The sequence below is a fragment of the Komagataeibacter sp. NFXK3 genome (assembly GCF_054182245.1).
The window spans coordinates 372,340-383,734 of record NZ_JAPIVJ010000001.1 but is presented as its reverse complement, the minus strand read 5'-3'; the positions used below and the strand labels follow the sequence as shown (position 1 = coordinate 383,734).

General features: G+C 63.2%; 11 protein-coding genes and 1 tRNA gene. 4 read left to right on the top strand and 8 right to left on the bottom strand.

All coding sequences use genetic code 11. From position 1 onward, the window contains the following. The first annotated feature begins 182 nt into the window (after positions 1 to 182). Together OQZ28_RS01860 and OQZ28_RS01855 are read left to right on the top strand one after the other, a co-directional pair. Positions 183 to 827 (top strand): Maf family protein, encoded by a 645-nt coding sequence (locus tag OQZ28_RS01860; protein ID WP_242621734.1) that lies wholly within the window; start codon positions 183 to 185, stop codon positions 825 to 827. Positions 828 to 924: 97 nt separating this feature from the next. Then, positions 925 to 1,000, top strand: a tRNA-Ala gene (locus OQZ28_RS01855). 214 nt (positions 1,001 to 1,214) lie between these two features. On the opposite strand, the gene OQZ28_RS01850 is transcribed toward OQZ28_RS01855, so the two are convergent. Continuing rightward, positions 1,215 to 2,648 carry an MATE family efflux transporter gene (locus OQZ28_RS01850; protein ID WP_458134975.1) on the bottom strand — a complete coding sequence of 478 codons (1,434 nt, stop codon included), beginning with the start codon at positions 2,646 to 2,648 and terminating at the stop codon, positions 1,215 to 1,217. A gap of 580 nt (positions 2,649 to 3,228) precedes the next feature. On the opposite strand from OQZ28_RS01850, the gene OQZ28_RS01845 reads away from it, so the two are divergent. Together OQZ28_RS01845 and OQZ28_RS01840 are read left to right on the top strand one after the other, a co-directional pair. After that, positions 3,229 to 3,849: a hypothetical protein gene (locus OQZ28_RS01845; RefSeq protein WP_458134974.1), complete on the top strand. Its 621-nt coding sequence runs from the start codon at positions 3,229 to 3,231 to the stop codon at positions 3,847 to 3,849. Positions 3,850 to 4,059: 210 nt separating this feature from the next. Then, positions 4,060 to 4,263 (top strand): hypothetical protein, encoded by a 204-nt coding sequence (locus tag OQZ28_RS01840; protein ID WP_061275262.1) that lies wholly within the window; start codon positions 4,060 to 4,062, stop codon positions 4,261 to 4,263. A 73-nt stretch (positions 4,264 to 4,336) separates the two neighbouring features. Here the strand turns inward: OQZ28_RS01840 and OQZ28_RS01835 are convergent, their stop codons facing one another. From OQZ28_RS01835 to OQZ28_RS01805, 7 genes are all read right to left on the bottom strand, one after another. After that, entirely contained in the window at positions 4,337 to 5,275 is a 939-nt protein-coding gene (locus OQZ28_RS01835; protein WP_130730831.1) for an electron transfer flavoprotein subunit alpha/FixB family protein, read from the bottom strand. A 2-nt stretch (positions 5,276 to 5,277) separates the two neighbouring features. After that, the gene (locus tag OQZ28_RS01830; protein ID WP_130730830.1) at positions 5,278 to 6,027 is read right to left on the bottom strand and encodes an electron transfer flavoprotein subunit beta/FixA family protein; all 750 of its coding nucleotides are present in this window, start codon (positions 6,025 to 6,027) and stop codon (positions 5,278 to 5,280) included. A 72-nt stretch (positions 6,028 to 6,099) separates the two neighbouring features. Further along, positions 6,100 to 7,740, bottom strand: a complete 1,641-nt coding sequence (locus tag OQZ28_RS01825) for an electron transfer flavoprotein-ubiquinone oxidoreductase (RefSeq protein ID WP_130730829.1) — start codon at positions 7,738 to 7,740, stop codon at positions 6,100 to 6,102. A gap of 147 nt (positions 7,741 to 7,887) precedes the next feature. Then, positions 7,888 to 8,529: a 2OG-Fe(II) oxygenase gene (locus OQZ28_RS01820; RefSeq protein WP_458134973.1), complete on the bottom strand. Its 642-nt coding sequence runs from the start codon at positions 8,527 to 8,529 to the stop codon at positions 7,888 to 7,890. 67 nt (positions 8,530 to 8,596) lie between these two features. Then, a complete protein-coding gene (gene hemN, locus OQZ28_RS01815) occupies positions 8,597 to 9,961 on the bottom strand; it encodes an oxygen-independent coproporphyrinogen III oxidase (RefSeq protein WP_458134972.1) in 1,365 nt (454 codons plus the stop codon). A gap of 4 nt (positions 9,962 to 9,965) precedes the next feature. Beyond that, positions 9,966 to 10,766, bottom strand: a complete 801-nt coding sequence (locus OQZ28_RS01810) for an OmpW/AlkL family protein (RefSeq protein ID WP_130730826.1) — start codon at positions 10,764 to 10,766, stop codon at positions 9,966 to 9,968. A gap of 121 nt (positions 10,767 to 10,887) precedes the next feature. Continuing rightward, a complete protein-coding gene (locus OQZ28_RS01805) occupies positions 10,888 to 11,373 on the bottom strand; it encodes a hypothetical protein (RefSeq protein WP_242621733.1) in 486 nt (161 codons plus the stop codon). Positions 11,374 to 11,395: the final 22 nt, after the last annotated feature.

Genomic DNA, 11,395 nt, shown 5'->3' with positions numbered 1-11,395 from the left:
GAGTCGGAAAGTTATCCCGGATGTACCGACATAAGGCTGTGTACAACTCACCGAAATGGGGCGGGTACACGTTGTCCACGGTACTCGGTACGGCACAGAATTGTTTGGAGTACTGTCCCCATGTACCCCAGTACTCCAGAGCCCCGAATTAAATGTTTCACTTCCGCAGTACGGAGAGCGCGATGCCAGACGACTCCAGTTTAGTACTAAAGCCCGCCCCATTACAGGTGGAGTCGCCACCGATAGTACTGGCCAGCGGCTCCAGCGCGCGGCGCGCATTGGTGGAATCGGCGGGGCTTGCGGCCGGGTTCATGGCGGCGGATGTGGATGAACACGCCATTCGCGCGGCCATGCGTACTGCTGGGCACGACGCCAGCGCGGCAGCCCTTGCGCTGGCGCGCGCCAAGGCCCGCGCGGTCAAGGTCGCACCCGGCACGGTGGTGATCGGCGCGGACCAGATCCTGTCGTGCGGGGAGGAATGGTTCGACAAGCCTGCCGACCGCGGCACGGCCCGCGCGCAGTTGCGGCACCTGCGCGGCCGCGCGCATGTGCTGCATACGGCGGTGAGCCTGCTGCATGATGGCCGCGAACTCTGGCACCATGTCAGCTGCCCGGTGCTGCATATGCGTGCCTTCAGCGAGTCCTTTCTTGAATGGTATCTGGCCACCGAGGGCGAGGCGATTCTGTCCTGCGTGGGGTGCTACCGGCTTGAAGGGCGTGGAATCCAGCTTTTCTCCCGCATCGAGGGGGAACAGTCGGCCATCATGGGCCTGCCGTTGCTGCCCCTTCTCGCCGCCCTGCGCACGCATGGCATTATCTTGCCCTGAATCGGTTCAAGGGGGGTTGCATCGGTCTGCGCTTGCGGTTATACCCCCGTCACCGGACCACGGTGGCCATGCAGATGGCCTGCACCGTCGGAACAGTGGGGCCATAGCTCAGTTGGGAGAGCGCCTGAATGGCATTCAGGAGGTCAGGGGTTCGACTCCCCTTGGCTCCACCAGATTCCTTGATCTGGTACCCCCACCCTTTCTCGTTAAGGCCTTCATGTGCTGCATGAGGGCATTATGCGTTCTGGAATCCAGAAAAAGTTTTGGGTGAAGCTTTTCTCAAAAAGCTTCCAAGAATGCCGCCTTTTGGAAAAAAAGGCAGCGCTAAAAAATTTTATCATTTTATATCAAATGGTTATTTTCATGGCATGCGGCATCGCGCTTTGATCAGGCCGAGTGGTCGAGCTCGTCGAGTTCGATCAGGCCCGCTTCGCCGGTCTGGGGCGGGGGAATGACCGGCATGGCCTGCTGCGTGGCCTGGTCGCCCGGATGCAGGCGCCGCACCACGGAAAAGGCGGTAAGCACCGCGCAGGAGCCAAACAGCACGCTGCCCAGCACCTGCCCCACCTGCACGCCGCCCGGCCCGTAACGCATGCCAATCCACACGAACGGAATGGTGCCCAGTGTCGCCCGCCCCCAGTTGAACAGCGTGGAATACAGCGGGTGGCCCAGATTGTTGAAGGCGGAATTGGCCACGAACAGCATGCCGATGAACACGTAGCCCGCAATGGTCCAGTTACAGAACAGGTGGATCAGCATCGCCGCCGTGCCCTGCGCTGAAAACACCCGCACCACCAGGTCCTGGGTCAGGAACAGGATGACCCAGGTGAGCGCCACGCAGCCTGCCACCAGCCACAGCGAGGCCACGAGTGTTGCCCGCACGCGCTCGAGTTTACCTGCGCCAAGGTTCTGCGACATGATCGGTCCTACCGATCCCGTCAGGGCAAACACAAAGGCGAAGGCCACCGGCACGATCCGCTCGATGGTCGCCTGCCCTGCCACTGCCGCCAGCCCGAACCCCGCCATGGCATGCGTTACGAACACGCTGCCTACCGGCGTTGCCAGGTTGGTCAGGATGGCGGGCATGGCCACCTGACCAACCAGCCTTGTGTCCGCCACGACATGGGTGCGCACGGGCCAGGCCAGCAGGCCATGACGGCGCGCGCAGCGAAAGCCCATCAGCGCCACGATCCCGCGCGAGAGAATGGTGCTGATCGCCGCCCCCTTCAGCCCCAGCCCGAGGATCAAGATCAGCACGGGGTCGGCAATGGCCGAGATCATAGCGCCGATCAGTGTCACGTTCATGGAAATGCGTGCGGCCCCGATGGCGCGCAGCAGGCCCGAGCACCCCATGCCCGCTGCGATCAGCGGCAGGCCGGGCGAGATGATGCGCAGGAACGTGGCCGCCTGCCGTGCCGCATTCCCCTGTGCCCCGAGCAGGGCCAGCAGCAGCGGTGCGAGCCATGCGGTGAACACCCCGATGAGCAGGCAGAAGCCGAGCATGACAATGCCGAACGATGACGCGACCCGCTGCGCCTGCTCCATCTTGCCCGCGCCGATCAGCCTGCCGGTAATGGCGCCGATGCCAATCGACAGCCCGATGGAAACCGCGATCTGCACGAAGCTGATCACGCCGGAAAAGCCGATGGCTGCCGTCAGCGCGGGGTCACCAAGCCATGAAATGTAGAAAAGGTTCAGCAGGTCAACCAGGAACACCGCCATCAGGCCAATGGCACCCGTACCGGCCATGACCACCACATGGCGGACAATGCTGCCTGTGCAGAATGCGGCTTTTGGTCGGGTCGCGGGTTGTCCCCCCATTCGGGTGTCCTGTCTGCTGCAGTGGGGGCGGCCTGGCCGGTGCCGCCATGGTCACGCCCCATGATGCGGGGCATTGAAACCGGGCACAAGACCCCCCGCCCGGCCTGTCCTGGCTGCCGGGCAGAAAATGGCCGCGTTATTGCTGTATATAATAAAATTTGATTGTGCAGTGCAAAATAACCATATCGATTGTGCAGTGCAAAAAAAGTAAAATCGAATTTTTATTTATATTTATTGTTGACGTTTAAATAGGGGAATGGCATAAGGGGTTACACGAAGCCGCTGGCTTCCATAAAAATCAATAAAATCCGGTCATGATGCCGGGCTGGACGTGTTACCCTCCGGTATCGACGTTCCACTGACAGGGTCGCCCTATGGGAGGCCCTGTCTTTTTTTGTTCCCTGCCCTTCTCGTATAATGTCCTGCAGGCCGCAACGGTTGCAGGCTGCGCTGGTGCCACGATGGCGGGCGTCAAGCCGGGTTACAAATTGGACTGTACCAGTCTATTTAAAAAAATCGCAGCCTTGGCTGCCGTGTAACCCGATCTGTCAGAGTGCCGCCCCTTATGAACAGACTGTCCTTGCTGCAAAAACACCCCTACCTGCTGGCTGGCGGCATGGGCATGCTGTCTGGCGCGGTGGATGTGCTGCTTGAGCCGGAAAACCCCTTTATCAAAGCCTTCGGCAGCCCGCAGATGCAGCATACCCTGCACCACCTGTCGGGCATCCTTGGGGCCGAGGGGTTCATGGTCCTTGTGTTGCTTATAGGGATTATCGCCGTGGTGCTGGTCAATCTTGTGGGCAATGCCGCATGCATGAGCCTGCCGTACTGGCTGATCGGGCGCCTGTCCCGGCTGCAGGCATGGCAGAAAAATGGGGTGTTTTTCATCGTTGCCATGGGCCTGCAGGGGGTGTTGACCTACTGGCAATGGGGTTACAGAAATGCGACCCATCTTGGGCTCGAGGTGCTGGAAATGCTGTGCATGACAGCCGCCTATCTCATGCCCGTCAGGCACAGGCTGTTGCTGAGCGTGTATTGTGGCATGATGTCCTGCGTTGTGCTTTTTGGTTTTTATTGCATCGAAGCCATGCCGACCCTGCGCGCGCAGATGCACCCCGTGGAGACCGCGCAGCCCCTGCCCGGTGGCCTTGCGCCTGACGGGCGGCATCACGTGGCCCATGAGGTCGAGCAGGATCTGTAAGTTTTCTGCTGCAAGAAGTTTCTGGTGCAGCTTTTTTCAAAAAGGCGGCACGCAGAAATTTTTATCATTTTTCATCAATGATCGGGGCAAGGGGTGATGGCAGCGCGGGAGACCAGCGCTTTTACCGCTGGTCGCGAATGGGGCGCCTCCATTACGCTAAAGCCGGTTCCCGCCCGTGGCAGGAACCCCTGCATTAAGGGAGGAATACCGATGTCCAGACTGACGGCGGCCGAACGCGATGCCCTGCCTGATTCAGCCTTTGCCCTGCCGGGCCGACGCTACCCCATACCTGACGTGACCCATGCGCGTGATGCGCTGGCCCGGGCAAGCGAGATGCTGCACCGTGGCGACCTGAGCCAGCAGGAATATGACACGGTGGTCGCCCGCGCCCATGCCGTGCTGGAAAATGAATAGGCCTGCATGACAAAAAAGGGGTGCCGGACAACCGCCCGGCACCCCTTTTGTGTTGTGATTTACCCGCAGGGGATCAGCCTGCCTTGTCGAGTTCCGCCTCAAGCTGCGGCAGGATGGTGAACAGGTCGCCCACGATCCCGTAATCCGCCACCTGGAAGATCGGGGCCTCCGGGTCCTTGTTGATGGCAACAATGACCTTGCTGTCCTTCATGCCGGCCAGATGCTGGATCTGCCCGGAAATGCCCATGGCGATATACAGTTCCGGCGCCACGATCTTGCCGGTCTGGCCCACCTGGTACTCGTTCGAGACAAAGCCCTTGTCCACTGCCGCGCGGGAGGCGCCAATGGCGGCGCCCAGCCGGTCGGCCAGCGGCTCGAGCAGCTTGAAGTTCTCTTCATTGAGCATGCCGTTACCGCCCGAAACCACCACGCGGGCGGATTCCAGTTCCGGCCGCTCGGATTTCGAGAGCTCGGTGGCGACAAAGGTGGAGCCACCCGGGCCTGCGGGCAGGGCAATCTCCTCAATGGTGGCGCTGCCACCTTCCGCCGGGGCGGGATCGAAGGCGGAGGCGCGTACCGTGATCACCTTTTTCGCATCAGCCGACTTCACTGTGGCCAGCGCGCTGCCCGCATAGATGGGGCGCACGAAGGTTTCGGCATCGTTGATGGCGACGATATCGGGGATCGGCTGCACATCGAGCAGGGCCGCCGCACGCGGCAGCACATTCTTGGCCGTGGCGGAAGACGCAGCCAGGATGTGCGTGTAACCGCCCGCAAGCTGTGCCAGCAGGGCGGCTACCGGCTCGGCCAGTTCGCTGTTGCCCGTGGTGTCGGTTACGGCAAACACCTTCTTCACGCCGGGAATGGCGGCAGCCGACTTGGCTGCTGCTGCGGCATCGGGGCCGGTGACCAGCACATCGACATCACCGAGCCTTGTGGCAGCCGTGATGGCGGAGCGCGAAGCCTGGCGGATCACGCCGCCTTCATGATCGAGGTAAACGAGAACGGTCATGATCAGATCACCTTTGCTTCGTTACGCAGGCGCGAAACCAGTTCGGCTGCCGAGTCGAGCTTTACGCCCGCCTTGCGCTCGGCCGGTTCTGACACCGAGATCACGCTCAGACGCGGGGTCATGTCCACGCCCAGGTCGGCGGGCGTGATCTTTTCCATCGGCTTCTTGCGCGCCTTCATGATGTTGGGCAGCGAGGCGTAGCGCGGCTCGTTGAGGCGCAGGTCGGCGGTGATGATGGCGGGCAGCGCCAGCTTCACGGTCTGCGATCCCCCATCGATCTCGCGTGTCACCGTCACCGCGCCGTCAGCCACTTCCACCTTCGAGGCGAAGGTGGCCTGCGGGCGGTCGAGCAGACCGGCCAGCATCTGGCCGGTGGCGTTCATGTCATCATCAATGGCCTGCTTGCCCAGGATGATGAGCTCCGGCTTTTCCTTTTCCACCAGCGCCTTGAGCACCTTGGCCACGGCCAGCGGCTCGGTCACCACATCGGTCTCGACCAGGATGGAGCGGTCAGCGCCCATGGCCATGGCGGTGCGCAGCGTGTCCTGCGCCTTGGCCTCGCCAATGGAGACGGCGATGATCTCGCTCACCACGCCTTTTTCCTTCAGGCGCACGGCTTCCTCGACCGCGATTTCGTCAAACGGATTCATGGACATCTTGACGCCAGCGGTCTCCACGCCGGAACCGTCGGCCTTCACGCGGGGTTTGATATTGTAGTCAATCACGCGCTTAACGGGTACAAGAACCTTCATTGCATATTTGCCTGTCTGTCTTCGGATAAGGGCAATCGGTGTGGCGGATACATTACCGTACCCGCCGGGCAATTACATCCCGCCCGGATAGTTCGGGCCGCCCGCCCCCTCCGGCGTGGCCCAGTCGATGTTCTGCGCCGGGTCCTTGATGTCGCATGTCTTGCAGTGCACGCAGTTCTGCGCGTTGATCTGCAGGTGCGGGTCGGTCGCCTCATCGGCCACTTCATACACGCCCGCCGGGCAGTAGCGGCTTTCGGGCGCGCGGAACACATCCCAGTTCACCGTCTTCCACAGCGACATGTTGCGCACCTTGAGGTGGACGGGCTGGTCCTCCTCATGGTTGGTGGCCGACAGGAACACCGAGGAGAGGCGGTCGAAGGTGATCTTGCCGTCGGGCTTGGGGTAGTCGATTTTTGGCGAGATCGAGGCCGGTTCCAGCACTTCGTTATCGGCGTGGCGGGTGTGCAGCGTCCATGGCGCGCGGCCACGCAGCAGCATGGCGTCGATGCCCGCGTACAGCGCGCCGCCCTTCATGCCGAATTTGGCGAAGGCGGGGCGGATGTTGCGCACCGTGCGCAGTTCATCCCACAGCCAGGAATCCTTGATGCGGCGGGTATAGGAGCCCGGCTCAACGCGGCTGGTGGCCAGCGCCTCGCCCACCGCCTCGGCGGCCAGCATGCCCGACTTCATGGCCGTGTGCGTGCCCTTGATCTTGGGCACGTTGAGGAAGCCCGCCGTATCGCCAATCAGCGCCCCCCCGGGGAAGGTCAGGCGCGGGATGGACTGGATCCCCCCCTCCGACAGCGCGCGCGCGCCATAGGCGATGCGCCGCCCGCCCTCGAAATACGGACGGAAGGACGGGTGCAGCTTCACGCGCTGCATCTCGTCAAACGGCGAGAGCCATGTGTTGGGGTAGTCCAGCCCCACCACGAAGCCGTAGGAGACGAGGTTGTCGCCAAAATGGTACATCCACGCCCCGCCATAGGTCCGGTCATCAAGCGGCCAGCCAAAGCTGTGCTGGATCAGGCCGGGGCGATGCATCTCCTTGGGAATTTCCCACAGTTCCTTGATGCCCAGCCCGTAGGTCTGCGGGTCCACGCCCTGGCGCAGGTTGTACATCGCCATGACCTGCTTGGTCAGCGAGCCACGGCAGCCTTCGGCAAACAGGGTGTATTTCGCGCGCAGTTCCATGCCCGGCGCGTAATTGCCGGTGGGCTCCCCGTCGCGGCCCACGCCCATGTCGCCCGTGGCGACACCGGCCACGCGCCCGCTGTCATCAACCAGCACTTCCGCACCCGCAAAGCCGGGATAGATCTCCACGCCAAGCTCCTCGGCGCGGCCCGCCAGCCAGCGGCACAGGTCGCCAAGGCTCACGATGTAGTTGCCGTGGTTGCGCATGTGCGGCATCACGCGGTCAAGAAACGGGATTTCAAGCCCGCTGTCGCGTGTCAGGTAGAGCATCTGCTCCTCTGTCACGGGGGTGTTCAGCGGTGCGCCTTCCTCGTGCCAGTGCGGCAGGAGTTCCGCCAGCGCGCGTGGCTCGATCACCGCGCCGGACAGGATATGGGCGCCAATCTCGCTGCCTTTTTCAATCAGGCACACGGTGGCATCAGGGGCAACCTGGCGCAGCCGGATGGCCGCGGCCAGGCCAGACGGGCCGCCACCAACAATGACGACATCGAATTCCATAGTCTCGCGCGGGGTCTCGCTCATACCTCTGTTGTCCTCTTGCGTCATGACCGGATGACATGGGATGAAAGGGGTTACACCTGTATAGTGTGTGTTTCCTAGAACCGATTGATGCGCGAATAAAGCCTTGCGCGCGCATTCTGTTGCGTCCAGCCGCATGGCGGGCCGTATTCAGGCGGAGTGTGGCCTCTGGGCCAGTTCCTCTGTCGCCCGCCATTCAGGGCTGACGTAATTGACGATCAGCGTGCGCCGCACGCCGTGCAATGGCCTGCGCACGAAGCCATGCCATGATTGCGCGGACGGAATGAACAGCAGCCCGGAATTGAATACCCCCGAGGCACGCGCCACCGGCGTGCCCTCCGCTGTCATGATATCGGTGCCCCAGTCCATCGCCTCGGCGCCCATGGAGAGCGAGACCAGAAGCGTCAGCCGCTTGGCGCCGATATCGGTATGTGGCTCAAGCCAGAAGCCATCGGTATCGAGGCACAGTTCAAGGCGCAGGGCGGCATCGTCCAGCCGGGCATTGCACTGGCGGGTGAAGTCCGCACGCGTGGCGGCATCATCGAACAGGCAGGCAAGCTGGTCGAGTGCGGGGTGGGCCGCGCGCTGGGCCGGGGTTACGAACAGCCGGTGCCCGTTGCGGCCCGCGCGCTGGCCACCGCTGTCGCCGCCGATGAACCGCGCGCCGGGCACCCACTGCACCAGGGCGGCGGCAATGGAGGCGGGCAGCACGTCATGCAGTTGCCAGTGGGGATAGGGCCACGGCAGGACTGGGCTTGCGGCAAGGGCGGCGGTGACGCAGTTGGTTTGCATGAAGGTCTGCTGCTGGCTTTGGGTTTGGGGCGTGCCGGGGAACTCCCCCGAAAAACGCTAGGCGGCGCTAGAGGGCGCTGGCGTGGCGGGTGCGGCTCTGGGCCGTGAGGTAACGGTCAAAGATTGCGGCGACGTGCCGCACGAAAGGTCGCCCCTTTTCGGTCAGATGCACCGTCCGGCCCGTGAGGGTGAGCAGTCCGTCAGCCACCATTGGCGCAAGGCGGTCACGTTCGGAGTCGAAATGACTGGCGGGCAGGCCGTGGCGGGCACAAAGTGCTCCAAGATCGACCTGCATGGCGCACATGAGCTGTTCAATAATGTCGGCACGGGCCCGGTCATCTTCGTGCAGGCGCACGCCACGCGCCACGGGCAGGCTGTCGGGGCGGGACATGAGGCGGGCATAGGCTGCGGCCGAGACGGCGTTCTGCGTCATGCCGCCGGGCAGCGAGGAGATGGCCGAGGCCCCGATGCCGATCAGCACCGGCGCGCTGTCAGTGGTATAGCCCTGGAAATTGCGGTGCAGCCTGCCCGCCTGCAGGGCATGGGCCATGCTGTCATCGGGGCTGACGTAATGGTCCAGCCCCACGGGCAGGAAACCGGCCGCGCGCAGCACGGTGTCCATCGCCGCGCGCTGGCTGATACGCTCCTGTGCGCCCGGCAGCTCGCCCACGGGCATGAGGGCCTGGCGCTTCTGCTTCCACGGCACATGGGCGTAGCCGAACACGGCCAGCCGGTCGGGCCTGAGGCTGGCCACGGCCTGCGCCGTGCGGGCCACGCCCTCGGTATCCTGCCGGGGCAGGCCGTAGATCAGGTCGATGTTGATGGAGGCGACACCCGCGCCGCGCAGCGCCTCGAGGCAGTCACGCGTCTGCTCCCAGCTCTGGATACGGCCACAGGCCTGCTGCACGCTGGCATCAAGATCCTGCACGCCCATGCTGGCGCGGTTGAAGCCGAGTTCATGCAGCAGGGCCGGGTATTCGGGGGGGAGATGGCGGGGATCGACTTCGATGCTGATTTCCGCATCGGGGGCGATGTCAAAGTCGCGGCGGATGGCTTCCATCACGCGGCGCATTGCACTGGCCGGGAGCGTGGTGGGCGTGCCGCCACCCCATTGCAGGTGGGTTACACGGCGGCCGGGGCCGATCAGGGCCATGATGCGGCGCAGTTCCTCGTGCAGCAGGGCGGCATAGGCGGCCCGCGCATCCGCATTGCGCAGCACGGCGGTATTGCACCCGCAGAACCGGCATAGCGTGTCACAGAAGGGAACATGCAGGTAAAGGGAGACCGGCTGGTCCGCCGGGAGGGAGGACAGCCAGTTGCGGCTGTCATCCGGGCCCACCGCATCCGTGAACTGGGCTGCGGTGGGGTAGCTGGTATAACGCGGCAGGTTGCCCCCGTAGCGCGAAAGCAGGGTGCTGTCCGCCGCGTTCATGCCATTAGAACCGGTAGGCGATACCGGCGGAAATGACGGTCGGGTCCAGAGAGTCGTGGGCCTTGACCTTCAGGCTTTCGTCGCTGTTTTCAGCCCAGGCGTGCATGCGCACGAACATCTGCTTCACGTCGAAGTTGAAGAACCAGTTGCCAACCAGCTGGTAATCCACACCGGCATTGATGGACGGACCACCGGTAAAGCCGGAGTTCAGCTTGCTCAGACCCAATGCACCGCTGGCATTCATGTTGTGGAACCACATGAAGGTGCCACCAATGCCCACATACGGGTTCAGGCGCTTGTGGGGGCGGAAATGCCAGGCCACCGTGACCGTGGGGGGCAGAACCCAGGCGCTGCCGACATCGGTCTTGCTGGCGCCGGTCAGCCCGGACAGGGCACCGCCATTGGCCTGCACTTCATGACGGGTGCTGGTCGCGATCAGGTCCAGCGAGATGTTGTCGGTCACGAAGTATTCGAACGTCAGCTCCGGCATGACCTGGTTGGTGGTCTTGACGCGGGTACCAGTCAGTGCCGCGCCGTTCGCCCATACCTTGCTGTCACGATCTTCGGGCAGCACACCCACGGCGGACAGGCGGATCATGAAGTCGCCGCGGCCCAGGCCGATCTTGGTCGACGCACAGGTCTCGAAGATGCCGCAGTGGCCCTTGGGCCGTGCGGGTGCGACGGGTGCCACCAGCGGGGCATTGACGTAGGTGGACGGCGCCGTCGTCTGTGCATGGCCTGCTACCGGTGCCAGCGCGGAGGCGCCGAGCACTGCCGACAGGGCGAGTTTGCGGATGTTCTTCATGGTAAGCAGACCCCAGTTTCTTTCCCGGCTGGCAGGCAGGCGAGAGGATTAAGAATATTCAAGTTCATTTGATGTGTGCAGAAATCACGGCCACCTAGCACTCGGCCTTGATATGAATCAATCAACCACGCGGAACTATTTGCGTGTTATGGTCCAGCCTGACTGTTCTTTCGGTAATGTTGCCGGATGAACACAGTTTCAGAACCGGGCTGTATGGTTTTGCAACGGGTTTACTGTGGGTAATGGTGCGCATGGCGTCACATCCCCACTCGCGTGCCAGTGTCTCCATGGCCGGGAGCAGCGCGTCGATAATGGTCTGCGCGCGGGTGTAGGACAGGGTGATGATGTAGTCCGATGTCAGGGTATCGCCTGAACACAGGTCAAACCCCCGGCGGAAGGTGGCCATGCCGCAGGGCGGTCTGTCATCGCCATAGCGGGCGACAAGGATGCCCTGCCGCGCCCGCGCGCCGGGGCGGGCCAGCCTGCGGCCGATCCGCATCCATTCGCGCAGCGTCAGGTGTGGAAAGGACAGGCGCACAAGCGGATAGAGGAGCGGGACATCGGCGGGGTCCAGTCGTCTGACCATGGGCGGGGGGACGGCCTGCACGCGTCGGGAGTTCCTCGGGTTA

What these genes read in the sequence shown, in the direction of transcription:
- OQZ28_RS01860 (WP_242621734.1), top strand. Translation starts at nt 183, where the DNA reads ATGCCAGACGACTCCAGTTTAGTACTAAAGCCCGCCCCATTACAGGTG.
- OQZ28_RS01850 (WP_458134975.1), bottom strand. Translation starts at nt 2,648, where the DNA reads ATGGGGGGACAACCCGCGACCCGACCAAAAGCCGCATTCTGCACAGGC.
- OQZ28_RS01840 (WP_061275262.1), top strand. Translation starts at nt 4,060, where the DNA reads ATGTCCAGACTGACGGCGGCCGAACGCGATGCCCTGCCTGATTCAGCC.
- OQZ28_RS01835 (WP_130730831.1), bottom strand. Translation starts at nt 5,275, where the DNA reads ATGACCGTTCTCGTTTACCTCGATCATGAAGGCGGCGTGATCCGCCAG.
- OQZ28_RS01830 (WP_130730830.1), bottom strand. Translation starts at nt 6,027, where the DNA reads ATGAAGGTTCTTGTACCCGTTAAGCGCGTGATTGACTACAATATCAAA.
- OQZ28_RS01825 (WP_130730829.1), bottom strand. Translation starts at nt 7,740, where the DNA reads ATGAGCGAGACCCCGCGCGAGACTATGGAATTCGATGTCGTCATTGTT.
- OQZ28_RS01820 (WP_458134973.1), bottom strand. Translation starts at nt 8,529, where the DNA reads ATGCAAACCAACTGCGTCACCGCCGCCCTTGCCGCAAGCCCAGTCCTG.
- hemN (WP_458134972.1), bottom strand. Translation starts at nt 9,961, where the DNA reads ATGAACGCGGCGGACAGCACCCTGCTTTCGCGCTACGGGGGCAACCTG.
- OQZ28_RS01810 (WP_130730826.1), bottom strand. Translation starts at nt 10,766, where the DNA reads ATGAAGAACATCCGCAAACTCGCCCTGTCGGCAGTGCTCGGCGCCTCC.